The organism is Vibrio sp. Y51_MX_L26, assembly GCF_024181935.1.
In the GTDB taxonomy this organism is placed as follows: domain Bacteria; phylum Pseudomonadota; class Gammaproteobacteria; order Enterobacterales; family Vibrionaceae; genus Vibrio; species Vibrio diabolicus.
Window position 1 is genome coordinate 21,690 of sequence record NZ_JAMZAS010000010.1, and the last position, 15,421, is coordinate 37,110.

General features: G+C 43.6%; 12 protein-coding genes and 1 pseudogene. 10 read left to right on the plus strand and 3 right to left on the minus strand.

Features of this window, described 5'->3' with window-relative positions; all coding sequences use genetic code 11:
• Positions 1-280: 280 nt before the first annotated feature.
• Positions 281-1,847: pseudogene (locus NL645_RS17945) on the minus strand (arylsulfatase).
• Positions 1,848-2,240: 393 nt separating this feature from the next.
• On the opposite strand from NL645_RS17945, the gene NL645_RS17950 reads away from it, so the two are divergent.
• On the plus strand, positions 2,241-4,562 hold the full coding sequence (locus NL645_RS17950) for a multiheme c-type cytochrome (protein WP_253652138.1): 2,322 nt from the start codon (positions 2,241-2,243) through the stop codon (positions 4,560-4,562).
• A 58-nt stretch (positions 4,563-4,620) separates the two neighbouring features.
• Here the strand turns inward: NL645_RS17950 and NL645_RS17955 are convergent, their stop codons facing one another.
• On the minus strand, positions 4,621-5,409 hold the full coding sequence (locus NL645_RS17955; protein WP_182036553.1) for an SUMF1/EgtB/PvdO family nonheme iron enzyme: 789 nt from the start codon (positions 5,407-5,409) through the stop codon (positions 4,621-4,623).
• A 177-nt stretch (positions 5,410-5,586) separates the two neighbouring features.
• On the opposite strand from NL645_RS17955, the gene NL645_RS17960 reads away from it, so the two are divergent.
• The 7 genes from NL645_RS17960 to NL645_RS17990 all read left to right on the plus strand — a co-directional run bounded on the left by NL645_RS17960 (position 5,587) and on the right by NL645_RS17990 (position 13,448).
• Positions 5,587-6,909 (plus strand): anaerobic sulfatase maturase, encoded by a 1,323-nt coding sequence (locus NL645_RS17960; RefSeq protein ID WP_253652139.1) that lies wholly within the window; start codon positions 5,587-5,589, stop codon positions 6,907-6,909.
• 40 nt (positions 6,910-6,949) lie between these two features.
• Entirely contained in the window at positions 6,950-8,032 is a 1,083-nt protein-coding gene (locus tag NL645_RS17965; protein ID WP_253652140.1) for a hypothetical protein, read from the plus strand.
• Between the two features lie 160 nt (positions 8,033-8,192).
• Entirely contained in the window at positions 8,193-9,194 is a 1,002-nt protein-coding gene (locus tag NL645_RS17970) for an HAD family phosphatase (protein ID WP_046875208.1), read from the plus strand.
• Positions 9,195-9,382: 188 nt separating this feature from the next.
• On the plus strand, positions 9,383-10,156 hold the full coding sequence (locus NL645_RS17975) for a DeoR/GlpR family DNA-binding transcription regulator (RefSeq protein ID WP_176320473.1): 774 nt from the start codon (positions 9,383-9,385) through the stop codon (positions 10,154-10,156).
• Between the two features lie 11 nt (positions 10,157-10,167).
• Positions 10,168-11,208, plus strand: coding sequence for an oxidoreductase (locus tag NL645_RS17980; RefSeq protein WP_253652141.1), 1,041 nt, complete (start codon positions 10,168-10,170; stop codon positions 11,206-11,208).
• The gene (locus tag NL645_RS17985) at positions 11,205-11,681 is read left to right on the plus strand and encodes a heme-degrading domain-containing protein (protein ID WP_005393342.1); all 477 of its coding nucleotides are present in this window, start codon (positions 11,205-11,207) and stop codon (positions 11,679-11,681) included. The genes NL645_RS17980 and NL645_RS17985 overlap by 4 nt, the downstream gene beginning before the upstream one ends.
• A 189-nt stretch (positions 11,682-11,870) precedes the next feature.
• Positions 11,871-13,448, plus strand: a complete 1,578-nt coding sequence (locus NL645_RS17990; RefSeq protein WP_047008725.1) for a sensor domain-containing diguanylate cyclase — start codon at positions 11,871-11,873, stop codon at positions 13,446-13,448.
• A gap of 51 nt (positions 13,449-13,499) precedes the next feature.
• Here the strand turns inward: NL645_RS17990 and NL645_RS17995 are convergent, their stop codons facing one another.
• Positions 13,500-14,057 carry a DUF3750 domain-containing protein gene (locus tag NL645_RS17995; protein ID WP_253652142.1) on the minus strand — a complete coding sequence of 186 codons (558 nt, stop codon included), beginning with the start codon at positions 14,055-14,057 and terminating at the stop codon, positions 13,500-13,502.
• Between the two features lie 481 nt (positions 14,058-14,538).
• On the opposite strand from NL645_RS17995, the gene NL645_RS18000 reads away from it, so the two are divergent.
• On the plus strand, positions 14,539-14,901 hold the full coding sequence (locus NL645_RS18000) for a hypothetical protein (RefSeq protein ID WP_046875214.1): 363 nt from the start codon (positions 14,539-14,541) through the stop codon (positions 14,899-14,901).
• Positions 14,902-14,936: 35 nt separating this feature from the next.
• Positions 14,937-15,413: a GNAT family N-acetyltransferase gene (locus tag NL645_RS18005; protein WP_048626344.1), complete on the plus strand. Its 477-nt coding sequence runs from the start codon at positions 14,937-14,939 to the stop codon at positions 15,411-15,413.
• The last annotated feature ends 8 nt before the right edge of the window (positions 15,414-15,421 follow it).

Genomic DNA, 15,421 nt, shown 5'->3' on the forward strand with positions numbered 1-15,421 from the left:
TCGAGCGCATAGGGTTATTTGGTTATTCCACCTAGAGAAAAGGATTTCTATAGGGATTACGAACTATTTGAAATATGAAAGTAATGAGTCTAAACGAACTTAAGATGAAGCTGGTGGTAAGTGCTCAGGTCTTTGATAAAGGTGGTTTCGTAAGAAAGGACTCTACGGCAGAATGCTTGTTCTTTGCGATAGTAAACTGAACGAATAGTTCTTACTTCAGCAAATATAAGCCAGCAGAACTCTGCTGGCTCAGTAACGCAATCTAGAGTGATTAATTAAATTACTTAACTTTATTCACTTCCTGTTTAATCATTTCTAACTGCTGCATCTTTTCTTGCATCTGCAAAGAGTCGTAATTTAAAGAAGCAGGGTTCATAGTTGTACCGCGTTGCATTGGGTATTCAGGTAACGTTTTAAAGAAGTCGCCAACAACGTCTTGAATTGGTACAAACAACCACATGTTGTCTGCCATCCAACGTAGGTACATTTGTGACTCGCTAGGTCCTTTTTCAAATGGGTCAGCACGTAAGTGAATGATCTTAGGCCAGTTTGGTACAGATCGCACGGCGTCGCTTAGGTTTCCTTCCAGAGTTGCAAAGTGAAGTTTCCAGTCATTCCAGCGTACTGCGTTTAGTTCACCATTTGAGGTGAAGTAGAGCAGAGACTCACGTGGTCCTTTCTCTTCTTTTCCCTCGAAGTATGGCATGAAGTTGTAGCCGTCTATATGGACACGCCAGTCTTTACCATTTGCTTTGTAACCTTCAGCAAGCTTTTCTTTCACGTCAGGAACGCCAGCTGCCGCCAACAATGTTGGCAACCAGTCTTGATGAGCCATCATTTCGTTGATTTTCGTTCCTGGCTTAATGACACCTGGCCAACGCACAAGTTGAGGCACACGCATACCGCCTTCCCAAGTCGTGCCTTTCTCACCGTGGAATGGGGTTGCGCCCCCATCAGGCCAAGTCATGGTCTCTGCGCCGTTATCTGTTGTATAAATAACGATGGTGTTGTCAGCAACGCCTAACTCATCGAGTTTGTCGAGCAATACGCCGACTTGATCGTCATGCTCTAACATGCCATCAGCGTAAATGCTAACACCGGATTTACCTCGGTACTTTTCTTGTAATCGGGTCCACACGTGCATGCGCGTAGAGTTATGCCAGATGAAGAAAGGCTTATCTGCTTTAACAGCTTTCTCCATAAACGATAAAGTGCTTTCGAGGAACTCTTCGTCCGCGTGTTCCATGCGTTTACGCGTCATTGGGCCAGTATCTTCAATCTTACCGTCGGCATAAGATTTAATTACACCACGAGGACCATAGTTTTTACGGAACTCTGGGTCTTTAGGGTAATAGTAGGTTTCGGGCTCTTCTTCTGCATTAAGGTGGTACAAGTTACCAAAGAATTCATCAAAACCATGATTGGTAGGTAAGGTGCTTATCTTGATCGCCCAAGTGGTTTTTACCGAACTGAGCTGTCATATAACCTTGGTCTTTTAGTAAGTCAGCAATAGTTGGTGCCCAATCTGGAATCCCATGGTCGGAACCCGGCATACCAATTGTCAGCAAGCCAGTGCGAAATGGTTCTTCGCCAGTAATGAATGCTGCTCGACCCGCAGTACAAGACTGTTGGCCGTAATGGTCTGTAAACAAAGCACCTTCGTTCGCGATACGATCGATGTTAGGGGTTTTGTAACGCATCATACCTTGGTTATATGCGCTGATGTTCCAGTAACCGACATCGTCACCGAAAATTGCGAGTATGTTGGGTTTGTCTGCCGCCATCGCTGCGCTGGACGTTGCTAACAGTCCGACGCCTACTGCGATTTTTCTCAATTGGTTTGCCATAAAAAACTCCAGGTGGTTGAGAGTAACGAGAAGCACAAGTAAACCTTGTGCTTAGGTGCTGCATAAGTTAATGATGTGTATAGAAAAATCCTCTTATACTCTTTATAACCATAAGTTATTGAGGGTATTTAACTATTTGTTTCTGAATAAAAATACTTGTCGTTTTGATGATTTGGGGAGGTTTTAAAAATAGAGATGGGTCACTAATGAACACCAGAGCAGGTTGCTGGTGAGACGAATAAAGTTTCAGCAAAAACACCGAGATACTCCCTAATCGGGGGACGAAGAATGGAACACTCATTTTGAAGGCCTTTCACTTCTAATTATTTGTATAACCAAGGGGTTAGCGACTATATTGATTCAAGTTGCACCATCTAAATACTAAGGATAGTTATGAGTCAGTGGGCAGGTCGGTTTCGGTGTCTATTTCTGGGTATCGTCATGGTGAGTGGTTCGTTTTTTTCCCAGGCATCAGTGATAGAGAGTCCCCAAAATACCACGAAGCTTGGGTTGGAATATGTTGGCACGCAAACGTGCGCGGAATGTCACCAACAAGAGGTGGAGGCTTGGAAGGGCTCTCATCACGATATGGCAATGAAACATGCAAACTCAGAATCTGTTCAAGGTGATTTTGATAACCGCACAGTGACGCATGATGGGCAACCCAACCGTTTTTTTAGACAAGGCGAGGAGTATTGGGTCAATATTCAAGGCCCTGATGGTCAATGGCATGATTATAAAATTAGCTACACATTTGGCTGGGAACCGTTACAGCAATATATGGTGGAGTTTGAAGACGGTCGTGTACAGCTCATTCCTTTTGCGTGGGATTCAAGGACGAAATCGGAAGGTGGTCAGCGCTGGTTTCACCTCTATCCAGAGACAGCAACGACAGATGAGTTTTACTGGACTAACACTGGGCAAAGTTGGAATTTCATGTGTGCAGACTGTCATTCGACCAATTTAAAGAAGAACTATGACGCAATCAAAAATACCTACAATACGTCTTGGTCCGAGATCAATGTTGGTTGTGAAGCGTGTCATGGCCCTGCAAGTGGACACATCGAGTTGGCGAAAAAGTCCGCATCTACAGGAGGCTCTTTCGATACAGGTAGTCACTATGGTTTTGACCGAAATTTATCTAAAGCGGTAACCGAGTGGGTATTTGAGAAGGGCCACAGAACGTTACAACCAAAAGCAATCGCAGAAACAAATCAAGTTCAGACGTGTGCACAATGTCACAGCCGTCGAACGCAGTTAAATGAGACAGGTGATCACATTCAAGGCTCATTTTTCGATAAATATCGGTTAAGCCTGATCACTCCAGAACTCTACTACCATGATGGCCAAATTTACGATGAAGACTATGTTTACGGTTCATTTCTTCAGTCTGAAATGGCTGAAAAAGGCGTAACATGCACCAATTGCCACGATCCTCATTCGGCAAAACTAAACATCCCAGAAGAGGCGGTATGTTCACAATGTCATATTGCGTCAGAATATACCCCAGAAAACCACACCTTCCATGAAGTGGGATCCAAAGCGTCACAATGTACGACTTGTCACATGCCAGAAACGACATATATGCAAGTCGATCCTCGTAGAGACCACAGTTGGCACGTACCTAGACCTGACTTGAGCAAACACATCGATACGCCCAATGTATGTACGTCTTGTCATGAGGATAAGAGTAACCAGTGGGCGGATGCGCAGATAGCCGAATGGTTTCCTCACTCTCAATACCGCAATCAACAACACTTTGCTGTCGCGTTTTATGCCGATGCAATTGGGCACAAAGGGGCGGCGAATGCTCTGGCTTACTCTGCTCAGGATTCATCATTAAAAGACATCATACGAGCTTCTGCATTAGAGCGAATGGGCGGCAATACTGACCAAAATACGACTGTTTCGCTCGCAAGGGCCGTTAAAAATGAGAATGAAATGATTCGGCTCGGCGCAGTCGCGGGCTCGTCTGGTTATGAGTTTCATGATCGATGGCGAATTTTAGAACCACTGCTGGATGATCCCGTACTTTCAGTGAGGGCGGAGGCGGCTTCGGTATTAGTGACCAGCTATGCGCAAATGACGCCGTTACAAAAAGATAGGATTCAACCACCGCTTGAAGAGTACATGGACATTCAAATGTTTAACGCCGATCGTGGTTTTGGTAGAACCAATTTGGCAAATGTATACCGCAGCTTAGGCGAAATCGATAAGGCAATTGCGTTATACCAAGAAGCGATAAGTATCGAGCCTTATTTCGAAAATAGTTACGTGAATTTATCGGACCTGTATCGACGCCTTGGGAAAGAAAAAGCTGCGCTCTCGGTGTTACAACAAGGGATGAAAGCTCAGCCTAAATCCAGCTCATTACCTTACAGTGCCGGTCTTTCTTTGTTACGCCAAGGCAAGGAAGATGAGGCCAAAGCTCTACTTAAACATGCCGCAGAACTAGGAAAGACAAACGCTCACTACTGGTATGTTTATGGTCTAGCTTTAGAAAAAAGTGAAGTTCTGGAAGCCAGTAAGGCATTGCAGACTGCGTTTAAAGTTGGTGGGAACCCTCAACATTTATATGCTCAATGCGAAGTTCTAGCGAGAAATCATAAAAAAGGTGCTGTCGCTTTTGCTTTCGATAGGTGTCTAAAAGAGCTGAGTAATTATGCTCCTAAGCAGGCTATTGATCAGCTGAAAGCATCTATTGCGAATCTGTAGAGATTAAACACCAATAGTAAAAAGTGGAGCCTTTATCGCGCCACTTTCTCTACTTAGTTTAGTCTACGTCTTTCGCTAGTCTAAGGCCCATGTCAGACATAATGACGGATTGGCTGGCAAAATCGCGGCGATAGTTTTCAGATTCGTCTGCGTCATAAGCAAAGCTGCCGCCACGTACAGACTTGTGTGCAAGGCTTTCTTTTTCCTCTTTTGCGTTTACCGGATTATCACTGGGCGCTGTTTTGTAATAACCTTCGTCAAAAGCATCAATAACAAACTCGCCTACGTTACCTGTCATATCGTACAACCCGAGCTCGTTTGGTTGCTTTTGACCTACCTTATGAGCCTTATTGTGCGAGTTATTCGCATACCAAGCCACCTCGTCAATATTGTTTGATCCAGAAAAAGTGAAGCCTTTACTTAAAATTCCGCCTTTAGCGGCAAACTCCCATTCTGCTTCTGTTGGTAGACGGTAATGCTCTCCCGTTTTTTCATTCAATTTCTTAATGAAATAATTGGCTTGTTGCCAACTAATATTATTGACGGGTGTATTTGGATCTCGAAAGTAGCTCAGAGAGGAGCCAGTGATAGCTTCAAAGAGCGATTGAGTTACCTCGAATTTTGACAAATAGAATCCATCAACGTTAACAGTGCGAGCTGGGCCCTCTGACTTTTTGGCTGATGGATTATCTGCGCCCATCGTAAACTGCCCACCTTCGACAAGAACCATATCTTGATCGATTTTCTGAGCGAGAGAGTTTGGTGGGGTTGTTGCACACCCATTAATTATCAGCGTGACCGATATGGCTGAGACAAAGGAAATAATCTTACTTTTGGGATGCTTCATTCGGCGACTCCGTCAACGACTTTGGTCAGAAAGTCTAGCAAGCAAAACCATAACAAACGGTTATACACACTATAACAAGCGCCGAGAATAATTGAACATTATCATCACCCTAGGTGATTAACTCGATGATTAGGTTTGACATCATTGGGGACAGGTTAGCAACTAAGAAGGTGATGAATGCACATAACTCAAGGGCCTCAGTTCAACGGAAAAGCATCTAAGCGTTTACATGTGATGGCAAAGCCCATTGGTGCTGCCTGCAACATCGATTGCACTTATTGTTATTACTTAAGCAAACAAGATTTGTTGGAATATAAGCAAGGGTGCTCGCCAATAATGGATGATGAAACCTTAGAGAGCTATATCCGCCAATACATAGAAGGGCAGAACACACCTGAAGTTATCTTCTCTTGGCAAGGTGGAGAGCCAACCATGCTTGGGTTGGATTACTTCAAAAGAATTGTTGAATTACAAGATAAATACCGCCCTCATGGTATTACGATCTCTAATGATCTTCAGACTAATGGCACGCTTCTTAATGATGAGTGGTGCGAGTTTCTAAAAGCGAACCACTTTCTCGTCGGTTTAAGCATCGATGGCCCTGAGATGATGCACAACGCTTACCGAACAAACCGAGCGGGAAGAGGTACATTTAAACAAGTAATGAACGCCGTTGAGCTATTGCATAAGCATGAAGTGAAGTTTGCAACGCTCACGTGTGTGAACAACTTGACCAGTCGTAACCCTTTGGAAGTGTATCGCTTCTTACGAGATGAAGTATGTTCGCCTCAAATGCAGTTTATTCCAATTGTTGAGCAGAAAACTTTCAGAACAACAGCGCCACAAACTTGGAAGCCCAATGAGCAACTAATGCAAGGTGATAAACGTCTGATTCCCGGCCATAAGGATTCGGTTGTCGAGCCATTTTGTGTGGCGGATGAAGCATGGGGTAACTTCCTTATCGCGATATTCAATGAGTGGGTCGTGCATGATATTGGTAACGTTTTTGTACAGTATTTTGAAGCAAGTTTGGAAACATGGATGGGAAGCAAAAACCCACTATGCACGCTAGGTGAAATCTGTGGCAAAGGTTTAGCAATGGAACCAAACGGTGATGTCTTTGCGTGTGACCACTATGTTTACCCGGAATACAAGATCGGAAATATTCACCGCGAAAAACTCGATACTCTCGCTTATAGCCCTGACCAGCAGAAATTCGGGTTTGCTAAAAGTCGTACACTGCCTCAGCAGTGTGTTAATTGCGATTATCAGTTTGCATGCTTTGGAGAATGCCCTAAAAACCGCTTTATTCGCACCAGAGAAGGTGAGCCCGGCCTTAACTATCTATGTGCAGGTTGGAAGAAGTTTTTTGCGCATGCCGATAAATCAATGGCGTACATTTTACGAGCGATGGGCAACCCTGTGGTACACGGCAAATACAGTGATAAGGCTTTGCACCTGAAAGCGTCTAATCAACCTGTTTTTGACACTAAGTTCTAAGATTCAACTGGTCCAGTTTTATAAAAGTAAGGTCTAATCAATGCAAAAGATAACGCATTTTACGAAGTCACTCTTAACTTTCGCGATGAGTGTAGCGTTAAGCCAAGGCGTTTGGGCTCAAGATAAACCTCTGCTCAATTCAGATAAAGTTTCACCCGTTGAGATAGCATCTCAAGAAGCTCCAATTACACCAACACAGCAAGTCGAAAAGCTGTCTTATGATGCACAAAACAAAAAGTTGTCTTCAGAAAAGCGTATTGATGCTTTACGTGAACTGGCCAACTACCCCAGCCAAAACGCTTTGGTTGCCGTCGCTCGTGGTTTGAAAGATGCAGATGCTGGAATTCGTGAAGCGGCAATTGTAGGAGCTCAACCTTATATGATAGAGCATCGCTGGCGTCTGGTTTCCCCGTTGCTAAGTGATGACGATGCAATGGTTCGAATTACCGCAGCGATAAACTTGGTTCGAGATTACGCTAGTTTAAGTTCGGAGCAGCAACAGTCACTCGAAGGCGCGGTGACTGATTTAACATCCTACTTGTCGCAGAAAACTGACAACGTTTCTAGATTACTCCTTGCCGATGTATATCGTTGGCATCGAGAGTGGGACAAAGCGGCATTGATTTATCCAGAGCTAACCAAGCTGATGCCAAGTAACCCGCAAGTCTGGTTAAGCTATGCGGACAATTTTCGAGCGCAACAAAAAGATCGACAAGCTATCCAAGTACTTGATGATGCAATCACATTTTTTCCTCATAACGCGGCTTTGCATTACTCGAAGTCATTGGCGCTAGTAAGACTTGGTGAGAAGCATGATGCCGCTAGCGAAATTGAAAAGGCCGCTAACATCGCAAAGAACAACAGTTATTTTTGGTACTTAAATGGTGTTCTGCAAGAAGAGTTCGATCTTAAAAAATCTGTGGACGCTTTTGAAAAAGCTTATTTGATCTCTGGCGCGCCGGAGCAGCTTTATGCAGTGTGTGATATCTACATTCGGTACGATAACCCCAAGTCTGAACAGTGTTTAGCGGAACTTAAGAAAGTAGCTCCGGATTACGTGATTGATGAGCTTAATCAGAAAAAGGGACGTCAAAGTACTTCAGAGCAGGTTGACGCCAGCTAACTCAACACTTTATCAGTAAGCTTCTTTTAATTAAAGCATGTTTCTAGTTACAAGGTCACTTTCTGGTGTCGTTACATATGTTGCTCTGAATTGCGCTTGTTAATCGTGAACTATACTTTCATTTGGATTTGCATCCCGTACCTCAATATAAGGAATTAAAATGGCTATAAAGTTAAAGGTGATTGTCCTTGCGACAAGTTTTGCTCTGTCTAGCTATAGCATTGCTGCTGATGTGCAAGATCCTCTGCCGTCATGGAACAACACTGGTGCGAAGCAAGCTATTGTGGCGTTTGTTACTAAAACGACGACTCAAGGCTCGGACGCTTATGTTCCTGAAAGCCAAAGGATCGCTACGTTTGATAATGACGGGACGCTGTGGGCAGAAAAACCCGTTTATCTACAGCTGTTTTTTGCGATCGATAAAGTGAAAGAGATGGCCTCTGAGCATCCTGATTGGAAAACAACAGAACCTTTTGCTTCGGCAATAAAAGGTGACTTGGAGGGGGTTGGCAAGCAAGGCCTTGAAGGTGTGATGCAGCTTGTTATGGCGACTCACTCTGGAATGTCGACTGATCAGTTCCATCAAGAAGTGAAGGAGTGGATGAAAACGGCCGTTCATCCTACGACGGGAAAGCCATACACTGAAATGGTTTATCAACCGATGCTTGAGTTACTCGACTACTTGAGAGCAAATGACTACCAGACCTATATAATTTCTGGAGGTGGCATTGATTTCATGCGTGTTTGGGCACCAGAAGTGTACGGGATCCCAACGCAAAATATCGTTGGGACGACATTAAAAGCGGAGTATCAGGTCGTTGATGGAAAGCCAACGATTCAACGCTTGCCAGAAATTGATTTTGTGAATGATAAAGCGGTGAAGCCTGTCACGATCCAGAACTTCATTGGTAAGCGCCCGGTGATGGCATTTGGTAATTCTGACGGTGACTTACAAATGCTAGAGTGGACTAAAGCGGGGTCTGGCCCACGATTTTCAGCGGTTATCCATCACACGGATGACAAGCGAGAATGGGCGTATGATAAAGACTCTCACGTGGGGAAATTAGACAAATCATTTAAAGTGGGTGAAGAGCAAGGTTGGCTGTTTGTCGATATGAAACAAGATTGGAATCAAGTTTTTAAAGAAGCGATGAAAAAGTAGCGACCCAGCTAACGTAAACATTACACCAAAAAATTTTGTGATAGGGGGTGATGAGCAAAACGCTCTTCATCTCCTCAACTTAACAATTCTGTTTGGTATCAGCATAAGCAAATATTGCGTGCGTCCGTATTGGTTATTTGATTGCTGTGTGGCATTATTGCTTAAAACCACTTAAGTGAATTTAAGTAATGACGCAAGAAGAGCGATTGATAGAGCTCAGAGCCAAGCTAGAGCTACAAAACAAAATAACGTTATCGGAAGTTTGCGAGTATTTTGGCATATCGAGAGATTCAGCGCGTCGAGACTTAGTTAAGTTGAGCCAACTACCGGGATTACAAAGAATCCGAGGTGGCGTCATGCTTGCCCCGATATCTTCCTCTACAGAGGCGTACTCCAGTCGAGCAATTAGCGACACTAAACATCGCCTTGCTCAAGCGGCTGTTAAGCTTTTGGATGAGCGTGACCACCTTGTTATTGATACCAGTACTATCTTATCTCTGCTCCCACTTTACGTAGAAAAAGCACGTTATGAAGAAGATAAGCTCAACGTGGTCACCAACAGTATTGACGTACTGATCGCTGCTGAAAAAAGTGAATCAATGGACGTCCATTTCTTAGGTGGACACTTTGACCCTTACGCCAGAGCGATCTTGGGTGCACAAGCAGAACAGCAAATGAAGCAATATCATGTGAATAAGGCGTTTATTGGTGTGTGCGCGTTGTCACCCCGAGGGTTGACGACAAATAATGAGCTAGAAGCAACCATGAAACAAACCATGATAGAGCAAGCTCAACAAGTCATTGTCGTTTGTGAATCCCGCAAAATTGGAAGCGACAATTTTCACCATGTATGTGATTTGTCAAAGATCGACATCGTTATTACCGATCATGCTCCTCAATCAGATTTTCAACAACTTCTCGACCACAATGATATTGAATGTATTGTTGTTTCACCGAAATAAGGAATCTTAGTATGGCTTACGATCCCGTAAAGACCGCCGTGATTGGTTACGGATATTCAGCAAAAACTTTCCACTTACCCTTCATTAAAGCACTGCCAAACTTGACGTTGAGCGCAATAAGTTCTCGTCAACAGGAAGCGGTCCAAAATGATTGGCCAGATGCTCAGTGGTTTGCTGATGCCAATACTTTACTCGATGACAGTGACGCTGAGCTTGTGATCATCACTGCGCCAAATGACGTGCACTACGAGCTCGCAAAGCGCGCGTTGAACAATGGGAAACATGTCATTGTTGAAAAACCGTTTGTAACGCGCATAGAAGATGGGAATGAGTTGATCGCCTTAGCAGAAGAAAAAGGATTGGTTCTGAGCGTTTTTCATAATAGGCGTTGGGACGGCGACTTTCTCACCGTTAAATCGCTTATCGAACAAGGTAAGTTAGGTGGTGTGAGGTTGTTTGAGTCGCACTTTGATCGTTACCGTCCTGAAGTTCGTCAACGCTGGCGAGAGCAGGCTCAAGATGGCGGTGGTATTTTATTCGATCTTGCTCCCCATCTTCTCGATCAGGCCTTGGTGTTATTTGGTTTGCCAGATGCGATAGACGCACAGTGTCGAATGATGCGTCCGGGCGCGACGACGATTGATTACTACAACTTAGTGCTTCATTACCCAGACCATATTGTGCATTTACATTCAAACTTATACAGCCCAGAACCAAACCTGCGTTATAAAGTATTGGGTACTGAGGCTAAATATGAAAAATACGGATTAGATCCTCAAGAAGGTTACTTAAAAGAAGGCCGATTACCGGAGAACGATGCTTGGTCGGAAGAGGACGAGGCGTTATACGGTGTCCGCTACGACGAAGACGGTGCGCAAACTATCAAAACGGAGAGAGGTGCATATCAAGCTTATTTTGTTGGTGTGGCGGACGCAATTCGCCTGGGTGCTGATAACCCGGTTCCTGCCGTTCAAGCAGTACAGAATATCGCTCTGATTGAGATGGCATTGGAAAGCAGTAAAACGGGTAAAACGATTCAGGTGAAATCATGAGCTTAACGCTTGAGCTCGTCGCTCAACAAGAGCATGAGCTTCAATTGAAAGAGTTTAACCACCAAGTAGCGTGGTCTATTGGTTTAGCTTTAAAAGAAGCGGCGGAAGCCTGTGACGCGGCTGTGGCTATTGAGGTCTACGGTTTTGGACAAACGCTATTTCAATACGCGATGACAGGAACGTGCGCTGACCATTTGGATTGGGTTCGTAGAAAGCGAAACTCAGTATTGAGATATGGTCGCAGCTCTTACTACCTCTCGCTATACAATAAGCAAAAGCAGCGTGATTTTGAAAATCAGCCACATCTCGATGCGCGTGAGTATTGTGCTCATGGTGGCGCGTTCCCAATTCGAATCATGGGTTCTGGTTTAATTGGGGTTGTGACGGTATCGGGTTTACCGCAGTTAGATGATCATCAGCTTGTTGTCGATGTATTAAAGACAATGGTAATGACCAGCACAGAGCTTGCTTAAAGTTGTGCGATATTACAGTGGCACGGCATTTATTTTGTGTCACTGAATTCTCTTATTAGCTCATTTTACGTCCTATTATGTGAGAAAATATTTAATATTGCTCCCAACTTCCTACCTGAAAATTAAATCGATTTCATATAACCTATACGCTCATTCATACAAAAAGCCATCGAAGCTGGCAGTTGGCAAATGTCCTTTAGAAGAAAAGAAAAACTTAATCTTAGAAACCTTATTGTAATCTTGTGTGTTTTCAGTGTGCTTGTCACTTTGATCAATGCGTTTTATTCGATCTATCGAGTGCAACGAGATCTCATCATCAATAACACGTTAGAGTCCAACCGCGTTTATGCGCAAAAAATGTCAGAAATGACGGACTCTTTCATAGAAAGCTCAATGTCGCAGCTAAAATACAGTGCGAACTTGCTAAAAGATAAGATGCACGATGCTCAGTTTCTTGACGAAGAGGCGGAGAGGCTGAGAAAGCAAACCAAATCATTCAACTCTGTGGTTGTCGTTAATGCGAAAGGCGTCATTATTTCTGTATCACCAGAGACACTTCAGGTGAAAGGTGTAAAGCTCGTTGGTGAAAGAAAACGTCAATCTTTAAATGCTCAAGCGCCCGTTGTCACTGAGCCATTCATCTCACCCGCAGGAAATTATCTGTTAACGATCTCATACCCTATATTTTCTCAGTCCAATGAATATTTAGGCTATATCGGCGGTACTATCTATTTAGAGAAGGATAATATTCTTGCGGAATTACTTAGCCAGCATGCTTACAAAGATGGCTCTTTCCTTTACGTTGTGGACGAAAGCAATACGCTGATCTACCACCCAGATAAATCGCGGGTTGGTGAAGTGATCAACGATAATATGGCAATTAACGCCGTGACAATGGGTCAGCGTGGTAACAAAGAAATTGTGAACTCTCGCGGTGTTGAAATGCTTGCAGGGTATGCACCAGTTGAATCATCAGGGTGGGGAATTGTCGCTCAGCGCCCGAAATCAATGACGTTAATGGTGCTAGATGAGCAGATGTGGAGTGTATTTTTCAAATCGATTCCAATTGGTTTATTAACTCTGCTGTTAATCTGGTTCTTCTCTCTACTTATTTCAAGACCATTATGGCAACTGGCTGGCGCTGTTCGAGGAGTGGAAGAACACTCTTCATCCATCGATGATTTGAAGCTGGTTAAGTCTTGGTATTTTGAGGCCTCACATTTGAAGCTCAGTTTCCTCAAAGCGTTTGGTATCGTTTCAAAAACCATTGATAAGCTGCAACTGGATACGCTAACAGACGCGATGACTGGGTTGTTAAATCGACGCGGCTTAGACAAAGTTCTAGGCTTGTTTAAGCAAGAAAACACCGCTTTTTCTATTTTAGCTTTGGATATTGATCACTTTAAGAGCGTCAATGATAACTATGGTCATGATGTGGGTGACAATCTACTCAAAGAATTCGCTCAGTTGATGAAAGAGCAAGCCCGAGCGAATGATCATCTTTGCCGTTCCGGTGGTGAAGAGTTCATGATGTTCCTTGAAGCGACGGATGTTCATCACGCGGTTGATGTCGCAGAGCGGATTAGGCATAACGTAGAAAAACACGATTTCCTGGTCGTTGGTAAGGTAACGGTATCACTTGGAGTTTCTCACTGGAAAGGCAACGATATGCCAATTGAAGCGGTAATGAAAGACGCTGACAACGCTCTGTATAAAGCAAAGCGCAACGGAAGAAACAGAACCGAGTTAGGTGAAGACGCACAATAGGTATAGTGCTATGCGCTGAACGTAAAACGCGCCAGTTACCAAGCTTTTGTTTTACTCGTTGGCGTAGCCGCTACCAATTGCTCTAAATGGCAAGTCGAGTTCTAACTCCGGAATTTGCTTGCCCACCCAAGCCGGGAATGTATTGCTATTTGGTCCTGGAAACAACGTGTATTCTTCAGCCCAAGGGTATTGGTTGATAACGCTTTGTATTTTGGGGATAAGTTTATCGGCTTTTTCACCTTGTATTGAGAGTGTTTTTTCTGGCTTCGCACCATACCAGTAGCGATCTGGTGTGCCCGTTTGGTATTGATACAGAGCGGGTTGTCCACGATTCACGCGCCACCCGACCACTTCATACACGGTATATTCGTTCGCATTTTCAGGCTTTATCGCAAACCAAGTGTGCACCGCAAACCAGCCTCGCCAACCAAATGCATCTGCGGCATAAAACTCAATTACGGCATGTTTCACATTGGAAGGGTCAGGCGCGATACCGGCAGGTTCTCTGCTTGCGGTACGCCAATCTCCTTGAGTGCATCCACCCATCAAAGCTGCGATTGATATCAAGCCAACTTTTAATAGATGAGTAAAACTGAGAGAGTTTTTCATTGATCGCTCCTAGACCAACCGATGTTGGAAATGCTTTATTGATCTTAGCTATAAAATAGGTGCAAGCCTTATTGTTAAAACTTACCTTCGTTAAAAAGAAGGGAAGGCTAGCGCTACAATATCGGATCATACGTAATAATGAGGTAAGCAGATTTGTAACATGTGGCATAGAAAATATTGTCTCTCTCTATTAACTTGCTTAGTTGCGTATGAAAAAGTAAGAGCTTGTACGTATATTGCTTACACTATTTATTACTTTTAAATTCAATAAAAACAATTGCTTGGGTGTTGTTGGGGGCAATTAAATAGGCTGGTTTATCCTCAGCTGCATTGTGATTTCCCCATTTTTAGCGGAATTTCATCGTACATCCTTTTACTGTATTTAGAGACTTGCGTACACCTGTGGCACAATGGGCGATTACGGAAGGAGTGCTGTTTGGTAATGCAAATGGCAGAAAAATAACTAGAAATTGAATAACCAATGTTTAAATCAAAAAGTATACTTGCATTATGCACGTTCGCATTTGGCTGTTTTGCCAATCAAGATAGTGAACCAACGTCCGTTGTACTGAACTATGGTGACTCTTCACTCAGCGCTGATATTCAAGCAAATCGAAAATTTCATGTGGTTCAAGATAATGAAAGTGAACATGTGGAGTTTTCTGGAGGAGTCACGAAGGAATATTCCGATTACATTGTGAATATACATATCATCAGAAAAAGCAAAATACGCAGATCAAGTCGAGAGCTAAATACCACCGTATTGATGAACAGCGATCAGCTTGAAAAGCCTTTAGTGGTTGGTATTGAAAATGATGAATTCACCAGTATTACTTTGCGTTAATACTTGGTATTTATCGAATAGGAATGGTTGAACCGATGCTCTCAATACGTCGCTATCGTACAGAGGATGCTCCAATATTGTGGACACTTTTTTACCACACTGTACGAGTCATTAATCGTCGCGATTATACCGAATCACAAGTTTCAGCTTGGGCCCCATCAGATTTTGATCTCAATTCATGGCAACGCACAATGGATGCTATTCAACCCTATATCGCGGAAATAGAAGGGCAGGTCGTTGGCTATTGTGATTTGCAAAGTGACGGCTTGATTGACCATTTCTTTTGTCACCATGAATATCAAGGCCAAGGTATTGGTCGTGATTTGATGTCTTTTCTATTTTCACAGGCGAAAGTACAGGGGATAGAGCGACTGTACTCTGAAGTGAGTATCACTGCCCGGCCTTTCTACGAGAAAATGGGGTTCACAGTTAAGGTTCAGCAACGTGCTGAAGTTAGGGGAGAAACCTTAACTAACTTTATGATGGAAAAGTATATTTCATTGAAATCGTGAGCATTTAG

Coding starts and splice junctions, on each gene's coding strand:
- NL645_RS17965 (WP_253652140.1), top strand. CDS start 6,950: ATGCAAAAGATAACGCATTTTACGAAGTCACTCTTAACTTTCGCGATG.
- NL645_RS18000 (WP_046875214.1), top strand. CDS start 14,539: ATGTTTAAATCAAAAAGTATACTTGCATTATGCACGTTCGCATTTGGC.
- NL645_RS17950 (WP_253652138.1), top strand. CDS start 2,241: ATGAGTCAGTGGGCAGGTCGGTTTCGGTGTCTATTTCTGGGTATCGTC.
- NL645_RS17960 (WP_253652139.1), top strand. CDS start 5,587: ATGCACATAACTCAAGGGCCTCAGTTCAACGGAAAAGCATCTAAGCGT.
- NL645_RS18005 (WP_048626344.1), top strand. CDS start 14,937: ATGCTCTCAATACGTCGCTATCGTACAGAGGATGCTCCAATATTGTGG.
- NL645_RS17970 (WP_046875208.1), top strand. CDS start 8,193: ATGGCTATAAAGTTAAAGGTGATTGTCCTTGCGACAAGTTTTGCTCTG.
- NL645_RS17985 (WP_005393342.1), top strand. CDS start 11,205: ATGAGCTTAACGCTTGAGCTCGTCGCTCAACAAGAGCATGAGCTTCAA.
- NL645_RS17980 (WP_253652141.1), top strand. CDS start 10,168: ATGGCTTACGATCCCGTAAAGACCGCCGTGATTGGTTACGGATATTCA.
- NL645_RS17975 (WP_176320473.1), top strand. CDS start 9,383: ATGACGCAAGAAGAGCGATTGATAGAGCTCAGAGCCAAGCTAGAGCTA.
- NL645_RS17995 (WP_253652142.1), bottom strand. CDS start 14,057: ATGAAAAACTCTCTCAGTTTTACTCATCTATTAAAAGTTGGCTTGATA.
- NL645_RS17955 (WP_182036553.1), bottom strand. CDS start 5,409: ATGAAGCATCCCAAAAGTAAGATTATTTCCTTTGTCTCAGCCATATCG.
- NL645_RS17990 (WP_047008725.1), top strand. CDS start 11,871: ATGTCCTTTAGAAGAAAAGAAAAACTTAATCTTAGAAACCTTATTGTA.